We start from the raw sequence: 23068 nt of genomic DNA on the forward strand, positions 1-23068 counted from the left end.
CAGCGGCGGCGTGGCGGGCGGCGGCGGGGTCGCCGGGCCGTTCGCGGCGGGCTGCTGGGCGCCGGTCGGCGGGACCGCCGGGGCGAGCGCGAAGGTGCCCGGCTCGGAGCGGGGCGCGCGCTGCTCCGGCAGCGGGGTGGCGCGCGGGTCGAGCGCGCCGGTCGGGGAGGCGGTGGACGGCGGGGCGGGGACGGGCTGCGGCTGCGCGGCCCGGGTCGGCTGGGCGGCCGGGGCCGGCTCGGCCTCGTCGTCGACGGTGATCCCGAAGTCGGTGGCCAGGCCGATCAGCCCGGAGGTGTAGCCCTGGCCGATCGCCCGGAACTTCCACGTCCCGTTGCGCCGGTACAGCTCGCCCGCCACCAGCGCGGTGACGCTCTCGGCGTCGTCGATCTCGAACTCGGCGACCGCGGGCGCGCCCTCGCCGGCCGACACGTCGAACAGCAGCAGGCGCAGCCCGGGCACCGCGCGGAACGGTCCGCCCTCGGAGGATCCGGCCAGCACCACGCGGTCCACCTCGGCGGGCAGCTTCGCCAGCTCCACCTCGACCGTGTCGATGATCTCGGCACCACCGGCGGTGTGCTGCTTGGGCAGGTGGCGCACCAGGCCGGACGGGTGCCGCGGCTGGTTGTAGAAGACGAAGTCGGCATCCGAACGGACCTTGCCGGTCGGGCCGAGCAGCAGCGCGGACGCGTCCACGTCCGGCGCACCGGGCGTGGCGCTCCAGCGCAGCACGGCGCGGACCGCCGCGGCCGGCAGTGCGATGTTGGCGCCCTTGGCCATCACGTGCGTCATAGCCGACCATCCTGCCTGTTCGCCACCCCTTCGGACAACGTGACCCGGACGGCCGCGCGCGCCCCGGACTTTGCCAAGACTTGCGTTTCCGGAGGTTTGCCGCGCCCGGTCCTCGACCCCGCCGTCACCGCCGGACCGGGCCGCGATGTTCCGCGAGTTCAGTGGGCGGGCGCCCGGAACGGCTGGAATCCGCCCGTACGATGGGCGTTCGAAGGGCCCCGGGGGCCCGGCGGAGGGGTGTCCGCCGGCGCGCGGCCGGGGAGCCACGGCGCCCGGTGGGCCGGTTCACCACGGTGTCGTCCCGTGTCGTCCCATGTCGCCGCGTGCCCGGCGGCGGACCGGAGTACGTCGAACGCTAGGAGAGCAGCATGCGCCATTTCGGCCATCTCGCCGAGGACGTCCGCGGCCGGCTCTTCCTGGAGCAGCCGCGTCCGTTCACCGCGCGGAGCGAGCCGGCGGTGCTCGCCACCGCCCTCGGCGGAACCCTCTACAGCCCCGCGACCCGGCCCGCGCTGGCCGCCGACATCCGCAAACAGGCCGCGCGCGGCGTGGTGTCGATGGTGCTCTGCCTGGAGGACGCGATCGCCGACCACGAGGTCGGCGCGGGAGAGCGCAACCTCGTCGAGCAACTCAATGACCTCGTCAAGGACTTCACCGACAGCACACAGGACCACCCCCTGCTCTTCATCAGAGTCCGCAGTGCCGCGCAGATCCCCGATCTGGCCCGGCGGCTCGGTCCGGCCGTCGACCTGCTCAGCGGCTTCGTCCTGCCGAAGTTCACCCCCGGCAACGGCCCCGGGTACCTGGCCGCCCTCGCCGCCGCCGAGGCCGCCACCGGGCGGCGGCTGTACGCCATGCCCGTCCTGGAGTCGCCCGAGCTCGCCCACCTGGAGACCAGGCGCGAACAGCTGTACGGCATCGCCGAGCTGCTCGCCGGGCACCGGGAGCGGGTGCTCGCCGTCCGGCTCGGCGTCACCGACCTGTGCTCCGCGTACGGGCTGCGCCGCTCGCCCGACCTCACCGCCTACGACGTCGCGCTGGTCGCCGGGGTGATCGGGGACGTCGTCAACGTGCTCGGCCGCGCGGACGGCACCGGCCACACCGTCACCGGGCCGGTCTGGGAGTACTTCCCGATGCAGGAGCGGATGTTCAAGCCGCAGCTGCGCCGCACGCCGTTCGCCGCGTCCGGCGGCACCGCGCTCGCCACCGGGGAGGAGGTCCGGCGGCGGATCATCGAGCACGACCTGGACGGGCTGATCCGCGAGGTCGAACTCGACCGGGCCAACGGGCTGCTCGGCAAGACCTGCATCCACCCCAGCCACGTCCCCGCCGTGCACGCCCTCTCCGTGGTCACGCACGAGGAGTACTGCGACGCCCAGGACATCCTGCGGGTCGACCGGGGCGGCGGCGGGGTGCTGCGCTCGGCGTACACCAACAAGATGAACGAGGCCCGGCCGCACCGGGCGTGGGCGGAGCGGGTGCTGCTGCGGGCCGAGGTGTTCGGGGTGGCGCGGGCGGACGTGAGCTTCGCGGAGCTGCTGGCGGCCTGCCTGTGCGGGTGACGCCTCCGCGCCCCTCCGCGTACCCCTCCCCGCGCACCCCTCCGTGTGCCCCTCCGCCGGATCGTTTCGCACCACCGAAGGCAGGACAGCAGTGAGCGCAACTCAGCAGACCTGGAACGGCCGTTGGGTCGCCGACCGGGCCGGGATCAGCCTGCTCGGCTCCGAGCGGCTGCCCGAACTCGTCGGCCTCGCCCTCCGCGCCGGCAACCGCCGGCGCGCCCACCTGCTGGTCTCCAACGTGCTCGGCAAGCACGTCCCGCAGCGGCCCTCGGTGGTGCACGGCGCCGGGCTCGAACTCGGCCACCGCGTCCGGGCGTTGCTGGGCGATGAGGCCGCCGCCCGGGCCGTCGTGCTCGGCTACGCGGAGACCGCCACCGGCCTCGGCCACAGCGTCGCGGACGGCCTGGACGCGCCCTACCTGCACTCCACCCGCCGCCCGGTGCCCGGCATCGCCCCGCTCGGCGGCTTCGAGGAGGAGCACTCGCACGCCACCTCGCACCTGCTGCTCCCCACCGACCCCGAACTCCTCTCCGGCGGCGGGCCGTTGGTGCTCGTCGACGACGAGTTCTCCACCGGCCGGACCGTCCTCAACACCATCCGCGAGCTGCACGCCCGGTACCCGCGCGAGCACTACGTCGTGGTCGCCCTGGTCGACCTGCGCTCCGCCGCCGACCGTCACCGGCTCGCCGAGACGGCCGCCCAACTCGGCGTCCGGCTCGACCTGGTGGCCACCGCGAGCGGTGCCGTCCAGCTGCCGGAGGACGTCGTGCAGCGGGCGGAGCGGCTGATCGCCGATGCCGTTGCCGGAACCGATGCCGCTGCGGCGGTCGGGGAGGCGGCGGCCGAGCCCGCGCCGCTCGTCCGGGTCGACCTGGACTGGCCGGCCGGGCTGCCGGACGGCGGGCGGCACGGCTTCACGCCCGCCGACCGCGCCCGGCTCGACGCCGCGCTGCCCGCGCTGGCCGGGCAGGTGGCCGAGGCGCTGGCGGGTGCTCCCGATGCCGCCGGTCGTGGCGACGGACGGGTGCTGGTGCTCGGCTGCGAGGAGCTGATGTACGCGCCGCTGCGGCTGGCCGGGGCGCTGGACGAGCGGCTCGGCGGCGACCGAGTCCGCTACTCCACCACCACCCGCTCGCCGGTCCTCGCCGTCGACGACCCCGGCTACGCCATCCGCACCCGGCTCGCCTTCCCCGCCCACGACTTCCAGGGTGGCGGTGGCGCGGACGGCGGGGGCGTCGAGGGCGCCTCGCCCGAGCGCTACGCCTACAACGTCGCCCCCGGCGCCGACCCGGCCCGCCGCTTCGACGCCGTGGTGCTCGTCGTCGACGACGTCGCCGACACGCCCGCGCTGCACCGGGGCGAGCGCGCGCTGCTCGGCCAACTCCGGCAGGTCACCGACCTGGTGGTGCTCGCGGTGCTGCCCTCGCACCGGCCCGTCCCGCTGCACGGCCCGGCCTTCTCCTCGTACCGGCGGGACGAGGTGGCCTGGCTGCTCAAGGACCTCTCCGGCGTCCCGCTGGAGGCCCCGACCGAGGAGCGCGAGGAGGCCGTGCAGAGCGGTGGCGCGCACTACGCGGAGTCGCTGCCGGTCGAGTACCAGCCCAGCCCCGCCTACCAGGAGCTCTTCCAGCAGGCGCTGCACGGCTCCGCCCGGCGGATCGCGCTCGCCGTGGGCACCGTCGCCGAGACCCTGCTGCGCGAGCGCGGGCCGGGGCTCGTCCTCGCCTCGCTGGCCCGGGCCGGCACGCCGGTGGGCATCCTGATCCGCCGCTGGCTCGCCTTCGCCCACGGCCTCGACGTGCCGCACTACGCCGTCTCGATCGTGCGCGGCCGCGGCATCGACCAGGTCGCGCTGCGCTACCTGGCGGACCGCCACCGGGCCGCGGACGTGGTGTTCGTCGACGGCTGGACGGGCAAGGGCGCGATCACCCGCGAACTCGCCGACGCGCTGGCCGTCGACGCGCTGGCCGGCGCCGGCTTCGACCCGGCGCTCGCGGTGCTCGCCGACCCCGGCCGCTGCGTGCGCACCTACGGCACCCGGGACGACTTCCTGATCCCGTCCGCCTGCCTCAACTCCACCGTCTCCGGCCTGGTTTCGCGCACCGTGCTGCGGCCCGGGCTGATCGGACCGGGCGACTTCCACGGCGCCAAGCACTACCGCGAGCTGGCCGGCAGCGACGTCTCGGCGGCCTTCCTCGACGCGGTGAGCGGGCACTTCGACGCGGTCCGGGCCTCGGCGGTGCTCGGCGCCGAGCAACTGGCCGCCGACCCGGACCGGGCGCCCGACTGGGCCGGCTGGGCCGCCGTCGAGCGGATCAGCGCCGCGTACGGCATCGACGACGTCAACCTGGTCAAGCCGGGCGTCGGCGAGACCACCCGGGTGCTGCTGCGGCGCGTCCCCTGGCGGGTGCTGGCCCGCCGGGGCGTCGGCGCCGACCTCGACCACGTCCGGCTGCTCGCCGCGCAGCGCGGCGTCGAGGTCGAGGAGGTGGACGAACTCCCGTACTCCTGCGTCGGGTTGATCCACCCCCGATACACTCGTGGGGCGACCGGCGCCAGCGGCCGGGCCGTCGCGGGGGAGGGGGCCTGATGGGTGGCGCACTGATCGCCAGCGACCTCGACCGGACGCTCATCTACTCCGAGCGCGCCCTCGCCCTGGACGTCCCCGACCACCAGGCGCCGCGCCTGCTGTGCGTCGAGGTGTACGGCGGGCGGCCGCTGTCCTTCCTCACCGAGCGGGCCGCCGACCTGCTCGCCGAACTCGCCCGGCGGGCCCCCTTCGTGCCCGTCACCACCCGGACCGTCGAGCAGTACCGGCGCGTCAACCTGCCAGGGCCGCAGCCGAGTTGGGCGATCTGCGCGAACGGCGGGCAGCTGCTCGCGGACGGCGTGCCGGACGCCGACTGGCGGCGTGAGATCACCGGCCGGATCGCCGCCGGCGCCGCCCCGCTGGCCGAGGTCGTCCGGCACCTGGAGGGCTGCGCCGCCGCGCCGTGGACGCTCAAACGGCGGGTCGCCGACGAGCTGTTCACCTACCTGGTGGTCGAGCGCGCCGCCCTGCCGGCGGGCTGGCTCGCCGACCTCACCGGCTGGTGCGCCGAGCGCGGCTGGCGGGTCTCCCTGCAGGGCCGCAAGGTGTACGCCGTGCCGGAGCCGCTGACCAAGAGCGCCGCGCTCGCCGAAGTCGTCCGGCGCACCGGGGCGTCCACCGTGCTCGCCGCCGGCGACTCGCTGCTCGACGCCGACCTGTTGCTCGCGGCCGACGCCGCCTGGCGGCCCGGGCACGGTGAACTGGCCGAGAGCGGCTGGACGGCCCCCGGCGTCACCGGCCTGGAGCAGGTGGGGGTGGCGGCGGGGGAGGAGATCGTCCGGAGCTTCCTCGCGGCGGTGGCGGCCGTCGCCGAGGCTGCCGAGACCGCCGCCGTTGCCGGTTAGCCGCAGCACCCGCCGCCGCAGCAGCCGCCACCGCCGCCACCGCTCGGCGGCTGCGGCGCGGCCCCGGCCGCACCGGTGACCGCGACGGTGGACAGCAGCTTCACGGTGTCCTCGTGGCCCTGCGGGCAGACCGCCGGGTCGCCGGCCTGGGCCATCGGGCGGCGGAGTTCGAACGTGGCGCCGCAGGAGCGGCAGCGGAAGTCGTAGCGTGGCATACCGGCAGGGTACCGAGCGCGGCTAGTGGTGGCCCAGATCGCCCCGGATCAGGTCGATCACCCGCGCGGCGGTGTCCCGTACGCCCGCCAGCTCGGTCAGGAACAGCCAGTAGTCGGGGTGCCGGCCCGCCGCCTCCAGCGTCGCCACCGCGCGGTCCAGCCGGGCCACCGCCTCGTCCAGCGGGGCCGCGTGCCGCGGGTCCGGCGCGCTGCGGCCCGCCATCGCCAGCCGCTGCGCGTCCCGGACGGCGAAGCGGGTGCGCTCCACCTCGCGGCTCGGATCGTGCTGCACCTCGTTCAGCTGCCGCAGCCGCTCGTTCACGGCGAGCACCGAGCCGTCCGCCGTCTCCAGCAGCGCGCGGACCGTGCCGATCGCCGCCGTCGCGTCCGCCCAGCGCTGCTCGTCCCGGGCCCGGGCCGCCTCCGCCAGCTTGCGCTCGGCCGCCCGGCCGCTCTCCGCGACCTGCTCGGGCACCCGCTGGAGGTCCTGCCAGCAGGCGGTGCTGAACCGGCGGCGCAGCTCGCTCAGCGCCGGCTCGACCGTCGCCGCCTTCGTCTCCAGCGCCTGGATGCGGGTCCGCAGGCTGGCCACCCGGCGGTCGATCTCCCGGGCCCGCTCCGGCAGTTGGCCGGCGTCCGCGGCGATCGCCCCGGCGCGCTGCTGCACCTCCTCGGCGCGGCGCAGCGTCGCGGCCACCCCGTGCCGGGTCGGGCCCTCGTTCAGCCGTCCCAGCTCCGGCGCCAGCTCGGCCAGCCGGGCCGCCAGGTCGTCCGCCCGCAGGCCCGCGCCGCGCGCCTCGTCCAGCGCGTTGGACGCGGCCAGCAGCGCCCGCTTGGCCTGCTCCACCGCCGGGGTCACCCGCATCAGCTGCTGCTCGGCGTGGTCGAGGGTCGGCTGGAGGCGGCGCAGGAAGTCGTTCAGCTCCGCGCGGGCCGAACCGAGCTGACCCCGGACGTCCTCCAGCAGCCGCCGGGCCCGGGCCGCCGACGTCGCGTCCAGCGCCTCGCTGTCCAGGTCGAACGCGTCCAGGGCGCCCAGGTAGTTCACGGTGACCTGCTCGACCCGCCCCGAGATCGCCGGCAGCCCGGCCAGCGCCCGCTGCGCGGCCGCGTCCTCCTCGGCCGCCCGCACCGTCTCCACCGCCAACTGCACCTCGCGCTGGGTCTCCTCCAGCTCGAAGAACGCCTCCTGCGCCCCCGCCCGGGCCTCCTTCGCCTCCGCCCGGGCACCCTCCCCGCCGCGCCGGCCCCACCAGCCACCACTCCCGGCCGACGCCAGCCCCACCGCGCCCAGCGCACCCGCCAGCACCACCGGCAACACCAGCGCGTCGACCAGCGCACCCGCCGCCCGCCGCCGCCCCCGCCCGCTCCCGCCGGCCACCGTCACTGCGCGCTCCCTGCTCCGTCCGCTGATCCGGCCCCATTCTCGCCGATCCCCCCACCACCCCGGCACCCCACCCGCGCCACACCACCCCCCGGAACCAGGTACCCTGGACCCTCGTCGTGCGCCCACCGCCCACGACGGGGGGCGCGTAGCTCAGTGGTAGAGCGCTGCTCTTACAAAGCAGATGTCGGCGGTTCGAAACCGTCCGCGCCCACAGACACGAAGGGCCAGTTGGGAGGCTTGATCCTCCCGAACTGGCCCTCGGTCGTTTCCGGGGTCTCAGTCTGGCCGTGCCACCTGCGTGCCAGATGCCCCCGGTGCCGGCCGTTGCTTGCCGAGCGCCTCGCGGACGGCTTCGCCCATGCGGTCAGCGATGGCGCGGTCCCGGTCGCTGGTCATGTGCTGGTAAATCAGCGCGGCCCGGGTGCTGCTGTGGCCCATCCTGGTCATGAGCTCCCGCGTGCTGGCCCCGTTCTGAGAGGCGAGGGTGTTCCCGGTGTGCCGCAGATCGTGGAAGTGGGCATCCGCACTCACCCCGGCGGCGGTGCGGGCCCGGATCCAGTCGTCCCGGAAGTTGCTCCGGCGGAGCTTGCCGCCACGGGGACCGATGAACAGGTGCCCGTCCGGGCCGGGGCCGGCGTACCGGTCGAGGTGATGTGCCAGGTCGTCCACGATCTCGGCGGGGAAAGCCACCGGCCGGAAGCCCGCGCGGCTCTTCGGCGCCTTGTCGTACAGCCGCCCGCTGTTGAGCTCCGCCTGGTTGCGCTGCACCCGGACGAGGCGGTTCGCCAGGTCGACGTCCCGCCGGCGGAGCGCGGCCAGCTCACCGAACCGGAGCGTGGTGAACGCGGTCAACAGCACCAGCGCCCGCCAACGCGGCCCGATCGCGTTGGCGACGGCGAACACCTCGGTGATTGAGAGGACGGGCCGTTCTGGCACGTCGTAGGTGTCGGCGCCCTTGATCCGGCACGGGTTGCGCTGGATCAACTCGTCATCGAGGGCGGTGTTCATGATGGCCCGCAGCAGTTGATACGCCTTGACCACCGAGGGCTCGCCCGCCCCGTTCTCCAGGAGCGCGGACCGCCAGGAGCGCACCCGGGCCGGTGTGATCTCGGCGAGCGACCGGTGCCCCAACCCGGGCTCGATGTACTGGCGGAGCGTGATGGCGTACCGCTCGCGCGTGCTCTCCTCCAGCTTGCGATCCCGCAGCCAGGCGACGGCGAAGTCGTTCAGCTTGACACTTCCGGCGTCCGGGTCGGTCCACCGGTCGCGCTTGATGTCGGCTTCGATGAGCGTGAGCGCGACATCGGCGTCCGTCTTGGTGGGGTAGGTCTGCTCACCGGGCCGCATCAGGCCGGTGACCGGGTCGGCATAGCGGATCTGCCACCGACCGGAGGCGAGTTGGCGGACGGAGCCGAAGCGCCGGCGGTTTCCCCTGGAGTTGGCCATCACGCCACCTTCCGGAGCGGCCGACGGCGGGTGGTCACCGGCTGGACGGTCCGTTCGGCGATGAACGCGTCGACGGCCGAGGCCGGGATGCGCACGTGGCGGCCGACCTTGACGTAGGCGATGCGGCGCTCAGCGATGAGCCGGCGGGGGAAGCGCTCCCCGTTTGTCTTCCAGGTGCCGAGCAGCTCGGCTACCTCTGCGGCGGTCAACAGGCGTTCAGCCATAGGTCGGTTCTCCCTCCGTGCCGGGTGCGGGTTGTAGTGCTTGGGTAAGCCAGGCTTCGCCGCGGGTGAGACCGAGGCCGGCGAAGACCCAGTGGGCGAGGACGAGCGTCGACTCCTCGGCGGCCGGGGCGCCGGAGCCGTGGAGGCGTTCGAGGGCCTGGGCGCGGCGCCAGGCTGTGCGGGCGTCGCGGAGCGCGCCGAGGGTGGTCGAGTACCTGCGGGTCTTGGTGGAGAAGTGACCCCGGAAGCCGAGCATGTGGGCCCAGGCACGGAGACGGAGTTCTGCCAGTTCGGGGCGGGCGCCGAGGTTCCAGCAGGTCTCGATCAGCCGCCGGGCGTGGGCTGGGATCTTCAAGCGGGCGAGTGACCCGGCGAATCCGGCACCTCCGCAGGCTGTGCACCGAACGGTGAGGCTGGAGGCTTCCCGCAGGCGACCTGTTCCTTGGCACCGCGTGCAGCACAGCGACCGGTCGAGCGTGCCTGTGGCGGCCTCGGCGCCCTTGGTCGCGTACTTGGCAATGTAGGCGGCGACGGCCCGTTCGGTGATCTGGACTGTGCCAGTGAAGTCGGCGCCGCGGATCGTTCGGATGTCGAGCTGCCGACCGAAGGCGAAGCGGTGCTGTCGGCCGTCGATCAGTGGACCGGGGATGTCGGCCCGGTGGGCGGCGGCACGAATGGCATCGGTGAGCAGGTCGGCGGTTGCCCAGGCGGGCGGGGGCGTGTCGCCGCCTTCGGGGCCGTCGAGGCGGATGACGGCGTGGAAGTGGATCGCGCCGCGCTTCTGGTACTCGGCGACCTTGCCGAAGGAGATGCGGGCGACGTCCTTGAAGGCACGCTGGGAGAGTCCGGCGAGCTTGGCGATCTCTCGACGCAGGTGGATCGTGAAGCGGGCCCAGATCTTGCCCGCGTGGGCGTTCCACAGGACCGCGCCCTCATAGTCGTAGGTCTCCGGGGCGAGCGGTGAGCCGAGCAATGGGTCGTCCGCCGGGTGGGCAGTACCGCAGCGGCAGGCGCCGGAGCCGGGCCGGTTGTGGACGGGGCCGAAGCTGGGCGCGGTGAAGGTGGCGAACACCCGGGGGTGCGCGGTGACGGTCTCCGGGGTGCCCTTGCCGCCGACGAGTCCGGCGGTGATCAGGTGGTAGGTGTCACGCCGGTAGGTCTCGGCGCAGGATGGGCAGCGGGTGACTCGGCGGTTGCCGCAGCGCAGCAGCAGGTTCCCGGCGGGCAGGTCGGCGGACTCCAAGTGGTGGAGGACCTGTCCGGTGGCTTCGTTGATCTCGGTCCGCCAGCCGTCGAGGCGGACGGGCGAGGTGCAGCCGGCGAGGCCGGAGAGCTGCCGCATGAGGGCGGGCATGGTGCCGAGCTGGGCGAGGCTGAGGAGATCGGCGATCGGCGGCGCGGTGGTGGTGGTCATGCGGTTCACCTCCTGAGCGAGGAAGGGCCCCGGAGCCCAGGCGCAGACTCCGGGGCGAGCGGGTCAGGACGGGTCGGCAGGCTTCTGGTGGCGGTCGATCCACTCCTCGGCGCACACCTTGTGGACGGGCTTGCCGCGGTCGGAGCGGAGGTTGGTGGGCTTGTCGCAGACGCCGCAGGGGGCGGGCTTCGGGGCCCAGTGTTTGGAGTCGCGCCAGTCGAGGAGGGCCACCGGTCAGGCCGCCTTGGCGGTGGTGGCAAGCGGGCGGGCGACGGTGCCGATGCCCTCGCAGGTGGGGCAGGTGACCGGGACGGTGTGGCGGGAGCCGTCGCGGAGACGGACGCCGGTGGCGATGGCGACGGCGGCGAAGCCGGAGCAGTTCGGGCAGATCCGGTTCGGGGCGTGGTTGTGCTGCGGCATGATGGTGCTCTCCTTCGTGGGCTTCGGTTCGGGAAGGGGTTGCGGCCTCGGGGCGGCGGGATGCTTGGCGGCGTGTTGCCGCCCCGGGGCCGGTCTTGGAGTCAGCGGCGGCGAGTCGTGCGGCCGTCGCGCTTGTGCGCGTACATGTCCCGGTCGGCGGAGCGGAGCGCGTCCGTGAGCGAGACGACCGGCAGCTCGGCGATGGGGCAGATGCCCACCGAGGCGGAGGCCGGAAGCATGGAGCCGGCGTACGGGACCGGCTGGTTGAGGGTCGCGCGGAGGCCGGGCAGACGCGCGGGGGCGTCCAGGACGATGGCAGCGAACTCGTCCCCGCCGAGGCGGGCGGCGATGCCGGTGCGGCCGCACCAGGCGGACAGGCGGTCGGCGGTGGCGGTGATGACCGCATCGCCGGCGGCGTGGCCGTAGGTGTCGTTGGTGGCCTTGAAGTCGTCCAGGTCGATCAGCAGCACCGAGGTGCGGCCCGGACGGCGCTGGGTCAGCCGGTGGGCGCGGGCGGTGAAGCCGTCGCGGGTGTGGAGCCCGGTGAGCGGGTCGCGGCGGGCGGTGGCGAGGCGCTTGCTCAGCCAGGCGCCGTGGGTGGTCCATCCGATCAGCGGGACAGCGGCAGCAAAGGCCGTGGGCAGATCCATCTGCAGTCCTTCGTGATGGGTGTGATGGGGGTTGCGATCTCCGGGGCGGCGGGATGCTGGCGGCGTGTTGGCCGTCCCGGGGAGGTCAGAGGCCGAGGTGCTGGGCGCGGGCGGCGGCCCGGTCGAGCAACTGGTGGATATCGGCCTGGCGGGTGGTGGGGCGGTCGTTGTACTCGTCCGGGGAGCGGACGGGGCGGCCGGTGGCGTGGAGGATCTCCATGAGCTGAACGCGGGCGGTGGTGACGGTGGCCGGGGTGCCGTAGCCGTGGGCGAGGACGGCGGCCTGGGCGCCGAGGAGGCAGACGCGACCGGCGGAGTCCCACATCGCGCCCTGGAGCCAGCCGAATGCGTCGATGTAGCGGGAGGTGAGCCGGAGGTGGCCGGCGGCGCTCACCGGGACCGGGCGGGCCGGGCGGTGGGTGAGCCGGTCGAGGAGCGTGAGCCGGGGCGCCGGGTAGCCGGCGTTCCAGGGCTGGAGGGTGGAGCCGAGCGGCGAGACGTACGGGACCGTGATGCGGGCCTGGGCGGGCAGCGAGGCAAGGTATTCCTCGATCTCGACGACGAGGCTGGAGCCGTCGACGGTGACCAGGGGCGGCAGGCGGACGGTGGTCTTCATGGACAACTCTCCTTTCAGGCTTGCTACTTGTGGGAGGTGTTGTTGATGACGCTCACGCCGTCGTGGGTCGTGTTGTCGATCAGCGGGGCGGCGGAGGTGTCGGCGAGGTAGAAGCCGAGGAGGACGAGCGCTGCGACGGCCCACCAGCGCAGTCGGAGGTGCCGGACGATGAGCCAGGCGACGATCGCGAGGACGACGATGAACGGGAGCTGGATGTTCACCAGGTGGGCCCTTCAGGCGAGTTCGGCGGCGAGCGCCGAGGCGAGCGGGTCTTTGACGCCGAGCAGGGTTCGGAGCGTGGCGGCGTCGATCGGGGTGCCGGTGCGGTTGCGGTGGTCGTCGGCGACCTTGCGGGCGTGGTCGAGGAGGAAGGCCGGGACCGGGACCGTGGGCGCCGGGGCCGGGTCGGAGACCGAAGTCGGCGCCGGGGCGGGGGTCGGTTCGATCGCTGGGACAGCCGCGGGCGGTTCGACGGGCGTCGACTCGATGACCGGTTCGGTGATCGGCTCGGCGGCCGGGACGTAGAGCGGCTGGGCGTCGTCGGTCTCGGTGTCGTCCGGTTCGAGTTCCGCGACCGGGGTTTCGTCGGCGGGCGTGGCGGTCGAGTGGGCGAGCAGGGTGCCGCCGAGGAAGGCGGCGGCGGGCCAGCCGGCGACCAGGACGCGGAGCCAGGCCGGGGCGTTGCCGAGGTCGAGCAGTCCGGCGGTGCCGACGTTGGCGCCGAGCGAGGCGGCCAGGGCGATGACGAACCAGCACCAGGCGAGCCGGCGGGCGGTGCCGGAGCGCATCCGGCGCCAGGCGGCGACGAGCAGGAGGTCGACGGACACCGGGTAGGCCCAGGACTTCCCAACCGGTCTGGCCGGCGGCGTCGGCGAGGTCGTGCAGGTGGGCGAAGGAGAGGGCGGCGGCGATCATCGCCTGTGCCAGTACGGCGTCCAGCTTGGGGAGTCGGCGCATGGCGGACCCCGTCAGAGCTGGTTCTTGTCGAGGGCGAAGAACAGGACCGCGCCGCCGGTCAGGGCGGGCTGGTGTCGCGTGAGCTGAGTGATCGCCAGGTTGAAGATGTCGGCGCGGGTCATCCCGGGCGCGGGATTGATGGTGTCGGAGAAGGTGCCGAGGGCGGTCTCCCCGTGCGTGGTCTTCTGCATCGTGAGGACGCAGTGGTAGGTGTCCTGCTTCATGGCTTGTCTCCCATGTGGAGTGCGGACCGGGCGGCGATGTGGTGGTCGACCGCCCGTCCCGTCGAAGTCGGGTTACGCGAGGGCGGTGCCGGTGCCGAGGCAGTCGAGGCAGGTGGCCTCCTGCTCGGCGATCCGGCGACGGCGAGTGCCCCGGCCGGCGTACACGGTCTCGGTGATCTGCCCGGTGCCCTTGCAGGGCTCGCAGGGCGAGGGCTTCGGCGGCGCGGTGCGCTTGCGGGCGGCCACCGGGTCACCCGTTGTTGCGCTGGGCGCGGTCGGCGGCGGCACGGGCCTCACGGGCGATCTGGGCGGCGTCGAGGTCGTCCGGGTTGGCCTCGGCGATGCGCTCCAGGATGTTGGCCTTCTCGGCGAGCAGCGGGCCGGAGTCGGCGTCCTGCTCGCGGGTGGCCTTGAGGTGGCCGAGGAAGGCGCCGATCTCGGCGATGGACGGTTTGCGGGACATGGCGGTTACTCCTCGTCCGAGTCGGTGGCGCCGTACCAGGGGCAGTCGCGCTCGTCGTGGTCGATGCCGGTCTCGGCACCGTCCTCGTCGCCGCAGTGCTCGCAGAACATTGGTGATCTCCTCGTTTCTGGGCGTGGTGGGGTAGGGACTTGGTGCGAAGCAGTCGCGCCGGCTGTTGGGTGAGTTATCGCTACTTGCCGAGCGAGACCGGCATCAGGTCCGGCGGCGTCGAGGGCGCCGGCGGGATGATGACCGGGTGGGCGACCTGCGGGCGGAAGGCCGCCAAGCGGTCCAGGTCGGGCGTCAGGTGCGCGAACTCTGCGCAGCGCTCGGCGACTTCGGTGAGCGAGCGGTACGGCGTGCGGATCTGGAACCACATGCCGGAGGTGTCGCCGGCGACGGCGGTACCGGGCATGTCCGGGCTGATCTGAGTGGAGGCCGCGACGGCGGCATCGGAGATGTCCCCGAGCCCCATCTTGGCCGTCTCCAGGTCGTTGACCCGGTGGACGGTGCGGCCGGTGAGCTGGGAGCGGAGCAGGGTCGCGCCCTTGCCCAGTTCCGAGCCGAAGCGCTGACCGGCGATCTCCAGGTAGATGCCGGCGGCGCGGGCGAGTTGGGCGAGCCGGATGAGCGCGGTGACGATCTGGTTCCGCCGCTCCTCATCGGCCCTGCTGGCCACGAGGAAGAGTTCGGCGATCTCGTCCACCAGGACGACGATCGGTACCGGCCGGATCTTCTCGGGCAGGCCCCAGATGTCGGCGGTCAGCTCCTCGGCAGCCACGGTTCCGGGAACACCCTGGTGGTCGCGGATGAGGTCGTACCGGTCGTCCATCTCGACCAGCAGCGCGAGCAGCAACCCGAGCGCTTCGCCCTGGTCGGTGGCCAGTGCGGACAGCCGAGGAGCGAAGGGACGCTGTTCGACGCCGCGCTTGCAGTCGATGCCGACCATGGCGACCGGCTGCGCGGCGAGGCCGTGGACCAGGTTGCGGGTGAACATCGACTTGCCGGACTGGTTGGCGCCGAGGTTCAGCCCGTTCGGAGCCTGCCGGCAGTCCCGGTGATGCACGGTGCCATCGGCCCGCAGCGCGACCGGGACCCGCAGCAGCTCACGGGACTTGGCCCTGGCCCGGCGCGGCATGCGCACGTTGCGCAGCACGTCGAACCCGACTATCCGCAGTTCCACCACGCCGGGCTTGACCTCCGACACATGTACTGCGTGGACCTCCCAGGCGTGCCGCAGTCGCTCGGCCGCGTCGGCCATGTCCTTCGTTTGCTGGCCCCGGGCGAGCCGAAGCCGAACCCGGAGGCCGGTCGAACTCACCTGCATGCTGCGGATCTTCGGCATTGCGGGCTTGGCCGGCCGGTTGGCGGCGGAGGAGGCCATGGCGCGCCAGAACGACGGTTCCACGGTCAGCCCGCAGGCCTCCATGACGTTCTCGTAGTCGTGCCGGATGCGGTGGATGGTCAGCGGGATTCCGACCGTCGCCCAGTACGTCCGGGGCATCTTGGCCCTGGCGTAGAGGGCGCCGGAGCCGAGGACCGCAGCGGGGGCGCCCAGCTCCAGGAGCGCCGTCGTCAGGGTGTTCACGGCGATCAGGCGTTCGCGCCGGCGAGGACCGGGGCGGCGACCGTCACGGCGTCGGCCCGGAAGGCGATGCCGGAGCGCTTCTGGCCGTTGAACTCGTTCTCCCACGGCCGGGCGATGAGCCGGGTGAGAGTGACCAGCATGCCCGGCGCCAGGCCCTCCGGGATGCCGGGCTGCGGCACAGTCAGGGACAGGATGTCGGCCTCACCGTTGGCCACGAACGTGACGTCCAGGGTGACCAGCGGCGCGCCGGTCTCGGCGTCCATGGCCATCTCGCCGGTGCGGCGGTCCTTGAGCTTCGGACGGGGCGCCTGGGCGACCATCACCAGCGCGGCGGTCGTATGACGGGGATGAAGCGCATGCTGTGGCTCCTTCATCGGGCACCCGGGCCATCAGCGCAGCCGGGTGCATCTCTTCTAACGGAGAAGGTCTCATGCACTCATGTACATGAGCTGATGGATGGAAGAGTGCCCGACTCCTGTACATGAGTCAACCCGCCGCGAGAAAGAATCTTGCGACGGGTTACGAGAGCTGAGCGAGCGTCAGTCGCGCGCCGGGAAGCGGTAGTCCAGAACGAACTGGTCAGCGGCCATCACCGTGTCGCAGACCTCCACGACGCGGCCAGCGTCAGTGATGGCATCCCGGACGAGATGGATCACGGGAGAGCCGGGGCTCAGCGCCAGTGCAGCCGTCTCCGCCTTGGTGGCCAGACGGGCCCGGACGGTCTCGGTGAACTCGGCCAGCCGGTGACCGTGCTCCTCCAGCCTTGCGTAGATGCCGCCGCCGCCGGGGTTCTCGGCGAAGGTCTCCGGGATGTCCTTGACCACGTCCCACGGCAGGTAGGAGGTGGCCTCCTCAGTCGGCGTTCCGTCGCGGAAGTACCGGCGCTTACGGGCCAGCACCTTCGAGCCGACGGGCACGTTCAACCGCTCGGCGATCTCCTCCGGGGCATCGACCGGCCCGACGAAGAGCACGTTCACGGAGGGCTTGCCGCCGGACTGCTCGGCCTCGGCCAGGTACGCCGCCTTGCCGGCGAGCCGGTGCGCGCGGCGGAAACGGTCCGAGGACTTGCGCTGCACCGGGGGGCGGGAGCGGACGAAGGAGCCGCGGCCGTGGTGCGTCTCGATCAGCTGCGTCGTCCGCAGCTCTGCGACGGCCTTGCGGACCGTGCCGGAGGCCACCCCGTAGCGCTCCATGAGTTCGGCTTCACTTGGGATCGCCGCGCCGGGAGCCAGGACCCCGGTCCGGATCTGCGACGCCAGGTCATCCGCGATCTGCTGGTACTTCGCCTTCGCCGTCGATGCGGCCTCGCCACTCGCCATGGTGCTGAAAGGTCTCCTATTCTCCTGTACATGAGTATCAACCCCTCACTTCAGGCGTCAACGCCTCTCCACTCCGTGTCCGTGGCCGGGGCGGTGGTGCGTGAGGACGGCCGGATACTGGCGATCCGGCGGGCCGACAACGGCACCTGGGAGCCGCCCGGCGGCGTGCTGGAACTCTCGGAGACCGTCGAGGACGGCGTGCGCCGCGAGGTGTACGAGGAGACCGGGATCAAGGTCTCGGTGGAACGGCTCACGGGGGTCTACAAGAACGTGAACCGGGGCATCGTCGCCCTGGTGTTTCGGTGCCACCCCGAGGGCGGCAGCGAGCAGCTGTCCGACGAGTCGACCGCGGTCGCGTGGCTCACCCCGGAGGAAATCGCCGCGCGCATGGGCGAGGTCTACGCCGTCCGCCTGCTCGACGCCCTCCAGAGCGAGAGGGCGCCGCACGTCCGGACACACGACGGGCGGACGCTCCTCGACATGCCGCAGGCCAGCTGAGTCAGCGGGCCTTCCTGCCGCGCTTGCCTATCTGACTCCAGACGTAGCGGTGGCGGGCGATGGTGAAGACCCGGTCCACTCGGTTCGGCGACAGCACGGCCGGCCGGGAGGGCAGGACGGAGGCGATCTGCTCGCTGTCGACGACCGTCACTCCGGGCTCCGCGCCGAGCGTGATCTTCTGGGCGCCGACGATGGCGATGACAGGATGAACGGGGACGTCGAAGCCGCACCATTCGGTCAGTAGCCTGGCGGTTCGGTTCGCCTCGAACTCGGAGTTCTCCAGGTACGGGAAGCCGTTGCGGTTGACCTTCACGACCTTGTCGCCGACCCATACAGTGGCGCCCGGGTGGTGCTTTGAGTTGACCGTGAAGACACCCGGCGGGCCGATCACCACGTGGTCGATATCGGACCCGGACGGCAGCGGCACCCCGTGCAGAACCTTCCAGCCGGCGGTCTTCAGCGCCCCCAGTCGGGAGCCTACGATCTGTTCGCCCTCCAGTCCCCGGAGCGTGCTCGAATCGCCGAGGCGTTGACGGGAGAGCTTGGCCGCCAGCCGGACAAGCAGCTTGTACTTCTCCTCGCCCGCGCGCACCAGACTCTCCAACCCAGCGCCGGGGAGGTTCTGCGCCAGGTCGTCCTCCTCCCGCATCGGGGGCAGGAACGGGACCTCCGCCCGCGGTTGCGGCACACGAGCTGGGGTTGCCTTGGCCGGAGTTGCCTTGGTCGGCTGGCTCTTCTCTCCTCGGTGCTTGACGGTGCGCGGTGGCACGTGGCTGCCTGAGGACCTACACCACTCTTCAACCTTGGCCAGCGCAGAGGCTTCGAACTCCGAAACCTCGACCGTAACCACCCCGGTCTTGCAGTCCAGCCAGGCCACCGAATCGCCGCGGACGCCCGCCTTGTTGACGTAGAGACGCTCCTTGCCAGGCACCCGCCACGGCTTGACCACCAGGTCCGTCATGCATCCCCCTTGCCCGTCCTCCCTGACACGGGATCAGCATGCCCACGTACCGATCAGCAGGAACTCGGAGGACCAGCCAGCCAGACCGGTTCGGTCGGAGGCCGGGAGGCGGGGGTGAGGGGAGGGGAGTGCGTAAAAATCTTCTCTACGGGTTCAAGGCGCCTCGCTCCGCTCGGCGGGGAGGTGGGCGGAGCCCAACGGGAAGGCACATCCACGGCGGATCAGAGATCCGGCGAGGATTCCCGGCCTCCTGAACTACTCAAGAGCAGCCTCACACAAGGTTCGGGGTGCCGCGCAAAGCGCGGGCGGCGCCGGCCTTCCTCCGGCCCGCGCCCCGCCTCCTGTCTGCGCCCCGGCTGGGGCCTCGCCCTCGTCGGCCGCCGCCCGATGGGCGGAATGCTAAGGCCGGGGCGGTACGGACAGGACAAGACTTCCCCCGCAGCGGAGGAGGGTGCGCCGGTGCAACTCAGAACGAACCCCGCCGGGGCTGGGGGCGGGCGGCTCCACGGTTTTACCCACCTCCCCGGACAGGGACCCGCGTCGAGCAAGACCGGGGGGCCACTCGGCCAAATTGCGGTCAGGCCCAAAGAGCCCTGACCGAGTCGCAACAGCTTACGGCCCCCCGATCATGCTCGACCCCAGACCGGACAGGACACCGGCCAAAACCGCTCCACCGCCCGGCAGTTGGCGCTCACGAGTTTGCGGGTTCGCCTCCCACCTGTCAGTGCGGCATGCGAAGCTCGCCTGGTATGTCGGCGATGAGGGGCGGCCATGGGAAATCGCAGGAAGCTGAAGGCCAAGACGGCGGCAGGTGCCCCGCCGAAGGGCATTGCGATCTATCACGACATGAAAGTGTATGAGAACTTCGAGCGCGCAGCGAAGCGGATCTTTGAGTGTGTCCAGGCAGCCCAAAGGAATAAACCCGGGGCTCCTCGTTTCCTTTACCTGGATATTCAAGGCCATCGAAACGAGCAAGGTGGATTCGATCACGATGCCTTTGAATTGATGCAGGACTTCCTGCTGGGATTCCTCGGGAGTTATCTTTCTGAGATTAGCACTCCGCTATTCCGCGTCGGAATGCCCGGCCCGCAGAGGAATGACCTTCCGGATGTTCTGGAGATTGGATATCCAGACGATGGCAGTGATTACGGGTATGAAGTCTCGCAGTTGGATCTGAAGCCGAGGGAAAGGGAGCCTGCCGATCGGAAGTCACCGCCGACCGTCCGCGCAATCGCCGACTATCTGGGCCTTGATGACCCAGGTTGCCTGATCTGCTGGCGAACTCCGGTAGAGCGGGCGCACGTCGTGCCTGCCTCGCTCGGAGGGTCTATGGATGTGCGAAACTTCGCCCTGCTCTGTAAGGAGCACCATGCGGAGGCCCCCGATGTGGCAGACGCTGAGAGCTTTTGGGCTTGGGTGGATTATGCGGAACTGAGAGACAGTGCGGATAAGTGGCTCGAAGCTCCAGATGATCTCAAGGAGTGGCTTGTCGGGAACGGAGTTAAGGTTGGGATTGGGCGGCGTGAATCTACATCGTTCTTCTCTGCCGTGAGGCGTGAACTCAAGTCTCTGTATGGCTGGGGGGAGTCGGATCTGCGCGCCGTTGATTGGCAGGATCTGATGGATGAATTCCATCAGGTGATGGAAATGGCGACTGGGAAGCATTTCTCGATCGAGAAGAAGATCTCCACCCATGCATGGGCATACCATGTCGCCCTGCAGCGATGTACCGGCAAGGGCGGGCGGTCGATGCCTATCTCAAGCCTGGGGGAGGACCTTCGCGGTATCGGTGGCCTGGACGGTCCCGATGGGGTCGACTGATGCCGCCGGGCGCCGCTCGAATGGCCAGGACACCTCGTGGCGCATGATGTTGTGCCAGAAGCGTGCCAGATCGGGCGGTACGTGACGGTAAGTTGCGGGCGCCGGCGGTGCGGTGGCCGGAGAACGAGCAGGGTGGGCGGGCGCAGGTCGGCGCGGTTGCCGCACGCCAAGCCTTACAAAGCAGATGTCGGCGGTTCGAAACCGTCCGCGCCCACCAGCACAAAAGGCCCGCAGCGATCATGCTGCGGGCCTTTTGACTGCAGTGATTGACGGCAACCGCTGATGTCAGTCCGTCTTGCGTCGCCTCTTGAGGAGCTGGGTCCGAACGCTGAGCCAGTTAGACGATCAACCGCAACATGTTCGCAGGCTGATGAAGCTTTTAGCTCGACTCAAGAAACGCCTGATGTAGGGCACCTACCACCGCAAGAAGCTCCTTGCGAAGGCGGTGCCGGTTGGACCCGCGCGTCTTGAGTGCATGGCAGTTCGGGCACAGGGCGATCATTGTTTCTGGAGTGTCTTGGCCGCCACGCCCGAGGTCATTCACGTGGTCGACCTCCAGTATGGGCAGGCCGGCGTCGGTGAGTTCTGACGGGTGCCCGAGGCAGGCGGGGTTTTCGCACTGGCCGTCGCTGCGAAGGATGACAGCCTGCCGGGCAGCCGGCGAACGAAGATAGCGCTCAACCTGTGTGAGCTTCGAACGGCGGGTTCGGCTGGCGGTTGTGCGATGGGCTGCCTCGGTCAGCTTTCGGTACCTGTCACGGTTACTGGTGGGGCTTTCTTCTTGCTCCGGGGCCTCGGACACAACGGGGACGTCAACGGAGTCGTCATGGAGCCACCCGTCATCCTCGTTGAGGGCGTCGATAACCTCCGCGGTCCACGTTTCACGCAGAGGCGACGGGACGGGTGCAAGAACCCACACGAACTCCCGGCGAGGCTCGCCGTCCTGTCCGCGGCCCCACCGCAGCCGCCGCTGGACGATCACCGCCCAGGTTTCGAAGGTCCAGTGCCCCCGGTACGGCTTGTGCCAATAGCGCAACGCTCGTTGCTGATCCTGGTACTCGGCCATGGATCTGTTTCCCCCGGTCAGCGTTTGATCACCCGACAAGCCGTCACCGGTGTAGGCGATCCAGTCCATCCCGGGGATTTGCTGGTCCGCGTAGGGCCCCTTGTCGTCCGAGTACACGGTGAGGACGCCATCAGCCAGCGGGGTGATACCGAGGACCCGGTTGCCGCCGTAGGCGTCAGCGATGACGTCTCGGTTCGAGAACGGCTCGCCCACAGTTGGACGAAGCGACGAGTCGATGCGCCCTTCCATCAACTCCGTGAGTGAGAGAGCTTCCAGCAGACCTGCTGGTGTCGGCGTAAAAAAGCGAAGTAGCAACGTGGCGATGGCCCGTGCCGCCAGCTCCGGGTCCTCGACCAGCCGGTCGTAGTCCTCCTTGAGCAGGCCGGCGAGGGGGTCTGTCGCGTCAAGGGCGGAAATCTTGGGGCGCCGCCGGTCGCTCGTCAGCGGAAGCTCGGCGGCTTTCGCCACCTGCCAAAGATCATTTCCTTGCAGCGCCCAGAAGGGGTACACCACGGCCCGCTCTCCGTCTGGCGCGTCTGCGAACGAGGTGAGGAGCGGCGCAACGGCGGACTTCACTGCGGACCATGGTTGCTCACGGGGCTGCCCGTGCACAGCTTGGGAAATAGCCCACAGCAAAAAAATGGGCCGGTGCAGCGCCTGACCAGTCCGCCTACGGGCAGGTTTCACCTTCCCGATCCGCTTGATGAAGTCCAACCCGTTGGTTCCCATTGACACCTCTCACCCAGGTCCTGAAGCGGTGAAGCGGGTCTCTTCTGAGAAGACCCGCTCGGTGGCGCTGTTCCTTGGCTACGTGGGCGCGGGCGGAGGGCTCAGACCTTCCTGCGCCGCGTGGCGGTCCTGCTACGCGACATGATCCGGTTAACACCGGGCACGGCGACGATGGTCAGGGTCAGTGCGAGGGTTGCCCACCAGGGCATCGCGCCGTGACTCTCCCGAACCATGAGAAGCGCCCCTCCGGTCGGTATGACCGTGTAGCCGATCATCTCGATCAGCTGGCTGGCGCTACGGGCAGGCACCTGCATCCGTCCGTGGATGTCCGGCGAGAGCTTGACCTCGACCGAGGCCCCATCGCTGGGCATCTCGGCCGAAACGGAAAGCTCCTGGCTCGTCCAGATCTTGACCTCAGCGCTCGCTGACGGAGCGATGTGGGAGGAGTCGCCGTACATCGTGGGATCGGTGTTCGTCACTGGGAGTCCTTCTTGGGATGCCTCAGCTAGAGATCGGCGATCTCTTGACAGGCTGTCGCATCCTCAATCGCAAGTCCCAGGCGGTAGCAATCCGAGCTAGGGAGCCCCGGACTGGTTGGCGCCTAGAAATGGATGGACCGTTGTGGCCATCGGATTCCTTTCGTGTCAGTGATCTAGCGAGCCTCTCCGTCGGCTGTAGTCGACGAGGAGGCAGCGCTCACACTGTAGCCAAAGACACCGACAGTGCACCAATCTGGTGCTGATCTGGTTCATCATTGGTGTCTCGTGAGATGCTGGAGCACGTCACGCACGCTCGGCGTGCACACCCGGCAGTAGAGAGGCTGTAAGAGTGACGGACTCAAGGAGTGCAGGGGCGCCGAGTGAGCGGTTCAGCATCACGTTGATCGGTGCGGCTGTTCGGGCGCTGGCCGACCTCACCTTGGCCACCGGACTTTCCAAGACCGATGCGATCAACCGCTCGGTCCAGGTCTACGGCTTCCTCGCCCAACAGATGGCTGAGGGCAAGGAGTTGCTCCTTCGAGACAAGGACGGAGCCCTTGAACGGGTCCACATCGTTTAGGAGAGCCTCAGCGTGCCGTGGCAACAGACGAGCATGTTGACGGCACTTCCACAATGCCGTCCACACCTATCCCCGGACCAAGGCGTTGTTTCGACGGATCGGCGGCTGAGACGCACACTGCGGCCCAGGTCGGGAGCATGATCCCGATCTGGGCCGCTGGCGTTTCAGGATGGCCGCCGTGGTGGTGGGCGGGTGGGGGTCAGGGGTGGGTGTGGCTGAGGG

Annotated in this window: 25 protein-coding genes, 1 tRNA gene and 2 pseudogenes; 7 read left to right on the plus strand and 21 right to left on the minus strand. The window is 70.9% G+C overall.

Annotated elements, in window-relative coordinates:
* A partial coding sequence (locus VM95_RS32960; protein WP_045703900.1) for a TerD family protein occupies positions 1 to 792 on the minus strand: 792 nt, incomplete at its 3' end.
* Between the two features lie 368 nt (positions 793 to 1160).
* On the opposite strand from VM95_RS32960, the gene VM95_RS32965 reads away from it, so the two are divergent.
* The 3 genes from VM95_RS32965 to VM95_RS32975 all read left to right on the plus strand — a co-directional run bounded on the left by VM95_RS32965 (position 1161) and on the right by VM95_RS32975 (position 5789).
* Positions 1161 to 2354: an HpcH/HpaI aldolase/citrate lyase family protein gene (locus VM95_RS32965; protein ID WP_045703902.1), complete on the plus strand. Its 1194-nt coding sequence runs from the start codon at positions 1161 to 1163 to the stop codon at positions 2352 to 2354.
* A 91-nt stretch (positions 2355 to 2445) separates the two neighbouring features.
* Entirely contained in the window at positions 2446 to 4944 is a 2499-nt protein-coding gene (locus VM95_RS32970; RefSeq protein ID WP_045703905.1) for a phosphoribosyltransferase, read from the plus strand.
* The gene (locus VM95_RS32975; protein WP_045703907.1) at positions 4944 to 5789 is read left to right on the plus strand and encodes an HAD family hydrolase; all 846 of its coding nucleotides are present in this window, start codon (positions 4944 to 4946) and stop codon (positions 5787 to 5789) included. The genes VM95_RS32970 and VM95_RS32975 overlap by 1 nt, the downstream gene beginning before the upstream one ends.
* Here VM95_RS32975 and VM95_RS32980 read toward each other — a convergent pair.
* Together VM95_RS32980 and VM95_RS32985 are read right to left on the minus strand one after the other, a co-directional pair.
* Positions 5786 to 6004: an FmdB family zinc ribbon protein gene (locus VM95_RS32980; protein ID WP_045703909.1), complete on the minus strand. Its 219-nt coding sequence runs from the start codon at positions 6002 to 6004 to the stop codon at positions 5786 to 5788. The genes VM95_RS32975 and VM95_RS32980 overlap by 4 nt on opposite strands.
* A gap of 22 nt (positions 6005 to 6026) precedes the next feature.
* A complete protein-coding gene (locus VM95_RS32985) occupies positions 6027 to 7391 on the minus strand; it encodes a coiled-coil domain-containing protein (RefSeq protein WP_244179036.1) in 1365 nt (454 codons plus the stop codon).
* A gap of 139 nt (positions 7392 to 7530) precedes the next feature.
* Between VM95_RS32985 and VM95_RS32990 the strand changes: the two genes are divergently transcribed.
* A tRNA-Val gene (locus VM95_RS32990) sits at positions 7531 to 7602 on the plus strand.
* A 65-nt stretch (positions 7603 to 7667) separates the two neighbouring features.
* On the opposite strand, the gene VM95_RS32995 is transcribed toward VM95_RS32990, so the two are convergent.
* The 15 genes and pseudogenes from VM95_RS32995 to VM95_RS33055 all read right to left on the minus strand — a co-directional run bounded on the left by VM95_RS32995 (position 7668) and on the right by VM95_RS33055 (position 16712).
* On the minus strand, positions 7668 to 8837 hold the full coding sequence (locus VM95_RS32995) for a tyrosine-type recombinase/integrase (protein ID WP_045703910.1): 1170 nt from the start codon (positions 8835 to 8837) through the stop codon (positions 7668 to 7670).
* Complete coding sequence (locus VM95_RS33000) at positions 8837 to 9061, minus strand: excisionase family DNA-binding protein (RefSeq protein ID WP_045703912.1); 225 nt, start codon at positions 9059 to 9061, stop codon at positions 8837 to 8839. The genes VM95_RS32995 and VM95_RS33000 overlap by 1 nt, the downstream gene beginning before the upstream one ends.
* Positions 9054 to 10475 carry a replication initiator gene (locus VM95_RS33005; RefSeq protein WP_045703914.1) on the minus strand — a complete coding sequence of 474 codons (1422 nt, stop codon included), beginning with the start codon at positions 10473 to 10475 and terminating at the stop codon, positions 9054 to 9056. The genes VM95_RS33000 and VM95_RS33005 overlap by 8 nt, the downstream gene beginning before the upstream one ends.
* A gap of 63 nt (positions 10476 to 10538) precedes the next feature.
* Positions 10539 to 10706, minus strand: a complete 168-nt coding sequence (locus tag VM95_RS43435) for a hypothetical protein (RefSeq protein ID WP_167352977.1) — start codon at positions 10704 to 10706, stop codon at positions 10539 to 10541.
* A 3-nt stretch (positions 10707 to 10709) separates the two neighbouring features.
* Entirely contained in the window at positions 10710 to 10895 is a 186-nt protein-coding gene (locus tag VM95_RS33010; RefSeq protein WP_045703916.1) for a hypothetical protein, read from the minus strand.
* A 101-nt stretch (positions 10896 to 10996) separates the two neighbouring features.
* Complete coding sequence (locus VM95_RS33015; RefSeq protein ID WP_045703918.1) at positions 10997 to 11545, minus strand: GGDEF domain-containing protein; 549 nt, start codon at positions 11543 to 11545, stop codon at positions 10997 to 10999.
* An 85-nt stretch (positions 11546 to 11630) separates the two neighbouring features.
* On the minus strand, positions 11631 to 12161 hold the full coding sequence (locus VM95_RS33020; protein ID WP_045703919.1) for a DUF6197 family protein: 531 nt from the start codon (positions 12159 to 12161) through the stop codon (positions 11631 to 11633).
* 23 nt (positions 12162 to 12184) lie between these two features.
* Entirely contained in the window at positions 12185 to 12382 is a 198-nt protein-coding gene (locus VM95_RS33025) for a hypothetical protein (RefSeq protein WP_045703920.1), read from the minus strand.
* A 12-nt stretch (positions 12383 to 12394) separates the two neighbouring features.
* Positions 12395 to 13118, minus strand: a pseudogene (locus VM95_RS33030) (DUF2637 domain-containing protein).
* Positions 13119 to 13129: 11 nt separating this feature from the next.
* On the minus strand, positions 13130 to 13342 hold the full coding sequence (locus VM95_RS33035; protein ID WP_045703921.1) for a hypothetical protein: 213 nt from the start codon (positions 13340 to 13342) through the stop codon (positions 13130 to 13132).
* A 72-nt stretch (positions 13343 to 13414) separates the two neighbouring features.
* Positions 13415 to 13588: a hypothetical protein gene (locus VM95_RS43440; RefSeq protein ID WP_167352978.1), complete on the minus strand. Its 174-nt coding sequence runs from the start codon at positions 13586 to 13588 to the stop codon at positions 13415 to 13417.
* Positions 13589 to 13592: 4 nt separating this feature from the next.
* Complete coding sequence (locus VM95_RS33040; RefSeq protein WP_045703922.1) at positions 13593 to 13805, minus strand: hypothetical protein; 213 nt, start codon at positions 13803 to 13805, stop codon at positions 13593 to 13595.
* 190 nt (positions 13806 to 13995) lie between these two features.
* The gene (locus tag VM95_RS33045; protein ID WP_045703923.1) at positions 13996 to 15393 is read right to left on the minus strand and encodes an FtsK/SpoIIIE domain-containing protein; all 1398 of its coding nucleotides are present in this window, start codon (positions 15391 to 15393) and stop codon (positions 13996 to 13998) included.
* A gap of 5 nt (positions 15394 to 15398) precedes the next feature.
* Positions 15399 to 15751, minus strand: a pseudogene (locus tag VM95_RS33050) (SCO3933 family regulatory protein).
* 181 nt (positions 15752 to 15932) lie between these two features.
* Positions 15933 to 16712, minus strand: coding sequence for a GntR family transcriptional regulator (locus VM95_RS33055; protein WP_045703926.1), 780 nt, complete (start codon positions 16710 to 16712; stop codon positions 15933 to 15935).
* A gap of 18 nt (positions 16713 to 16730) precedes the next feature.
* On the opposite strand from VM95_RS33055, the gene VM95_RS33060 reads away from it, so the two are divergent.
* Positions 16731 to 17210: an NUDIX hydrolase gene (locus VM95_RS33060; RefSeq protein ID WP_078860913.1), complete on the plus strand. Its 480-nt coding sequence runs from the start codon at positions 16731 to 16733 to the stop codon at positions 17208 to 17210.
* A 1-nt stretch (position 17211) separates the two neighbouring features.
* Here VM95_RS33060 and VM95_RS40815 read toward each other — a convergent pair whose 3' ends face one another.
* The gene (locus tag VM95_RS40815) at positions 17212 to 18171 is read right to left on the minus strand and encodes a nuclease-related domain-containing protein (RefSeq protein WP_078860907.1); all 960 of its coding nucleotides are present in this window, start codon (positions 18169 to 18171) and stop codon (positions 17212 to 17214) included.
* Between the two features lie 771 nt (positions 18172 to 18942).
* On the opposite strand from VM95_RS40815, the gene VM95_RS44840 reads away from it, so the two are divergent.
* Positions 18943 to 19992 carry an HNH endonuclease gene (locus tag VM95_RS44840; protein WP_244179037.1) on the plus strand — a complete coding sequence of 350 codons (1050 nt, stop codon included), beginning with the start codon at positions 18943 to 18945 and terminating at the stop codon, positions 19990 to 19992.
* A gap of 379 nt (positions 19993 to 20371) precedes the next feature.
* On the opposite strand, the gene VM95_RS39350 is transcribed toward VM95_RS44840, so the two are convergent.
* Both VM95_RS39350 and VM95_RS33080 read right to left on the minus strand, forming a co-directional pair.
* The gene (locus tag VM95_RS39350; protein ID WP_078860909.1) at positions 20372 to 21787 is read right to left on the minus strand and encodes an HNH endonuclease signature motif containing protein; all 1416 of its coding nucleotides are present in this window, start codon (positions 21785 to 21787) and stop codon (positions 20372 to 20374) included.
* A 101-nt stretch (positions 21788 to 21888) separates the two neighbouring features.
* Complete coding sequence (locus VM95_RS33080) at positions 21889 to 22266, minus strand: hypothetical protein (protein WP_045703930.1); 378 nt, start codon at positions 22264 to 22266, stop codon at positions 21889 to 21891.
* A gap of 349 nt (positions 22267 to 22615) precedes the next feature.
* Between VM95_RS33080 and VM95_RS33085 the strand changes: the two genes are divergently transcribed.
* Positions 22616 to 22846 (plus strand): hypothetical protein, encoded by a 231-nt coding sequence (locus tag VM95_RS33085; RefSeq protein WP_045703932.1) that lies wholly within the window; start codon positions 22616 to 22618, stop codon positions 22844 to 22846.
* Positions 22847 to 23068: the final 222 nt, after the last annotated feature.

The organism is Streptomyces rubellomurinus (assembly GCF_000961885.1).
Lineage (GTDB): Bacteria > Actinomycetota > Actinomycetes > Streptomycetales > Streptomycetaceae > Kitasatospora > Kitasatospora rubellomurina.

Coding starts and splice junctions, on each gene's coding strand:
- VM95_RS32965 (WP_045703902.1), top strand. CDS start 1,161: ATGCGCCATTTCGGCCATCTCGCCGAGGACGTCCGCGGCCGGCTCTTC.
- VM95_RS32975 (WP_045703907.1), top strand. CDS start 4,944: ATGGGTGGCGCACTGATCGCCAGCGACCTCGACCGGACGCTCATCTAC.
- VM95_RS32980 (WP_045703909.1), bottom strand. CDS start 6,004: ATGCCACGCTACGACTTCCGCTGCCGCTCCTGCGGCGCCACGTTCGAA.
- VM95_RS32995 (WP_045703910.1), bottom strand. CDS start 8,837: ATGGCCAACTCCAGGGGAAACCGCCGGCGCTTCGGCTCCGTCCGCCAA.
- VM95_RS33000 (WP_045703912.1), bottom strand. CDS start 9,061: ATGGCTGAACGCCTGTTGACCGCCGCAGAGGTAGCCGAGCTGCTCGGC.
- VM95_RS33005 (WP_045703914.1), bottom strand. CDS start 10,475: ATGACCACCACCACCGCGCCGCCGATCGCCGATCTCCTCAGCCTCGCC.
- VM95_RS33010 (WP_045703916.1), bottom strand. CDS start 10,895: ATGCCGCAGCACAACCACGCCCCGAACCGGATCTGCCCGAACTGCTCC.
- VM95_RS33015 (WP_045703918.1), bottom strand. CDS start 11,545: ATGGATCTGCCCACGGCCTTTGCTGCCGCTGTCCCGCTGATCGGATGG.
- VM95_RS33020 (WP_045703919.1), bottom strand. CDS start 12,161: ATGAAGACCACCGTCCGCCTGCCGCCCCTGGTCACCGTCGACGGCTCC.
- VM95_RS33035 (WP_045703921.1), bottom strand. CDS start 13,342: ATGAAGCAGGACACCTACCACTGCGTCCTCACGATGCAGAAGACCACG.
- VM95_RS33040 (WP_045703922.1), bottom strand. CDS start 13,805: ATGTCCCGCAAACCGTCCATCGCCGAGATCGGCGCCTTCCTCGGCCAC.
- VM95_RS33055 (WP_045703926.1), bottom strand. CDS start 16,712: ATGGCGAGTGGCGAGGCCGCATCGACGGCGAAGGCGAAGTACCAGCAG.
- VM95_RS40815 (WP_078860907.1), bottom strand. CDS start 18,171: ATGACGGACCTGGTGGTCAAGCCGTGGCGGGTGCCTGGCAAGGAGCGT.
- VM95_RS44840 (WP_244179037.1), top strand. CDS start 18,943: ATGGGAAATCGCAGGAAGCTGAAGGCCAAGACGGCGGCAGGTGCCCCG.
- VM95_RS39350 (WP_078860909.1), bottom strand. CDS start 21,787: ATGGGAACCAACGGGTTGGACTTCATCAAGCGGATCGGGAAGGTGAAA.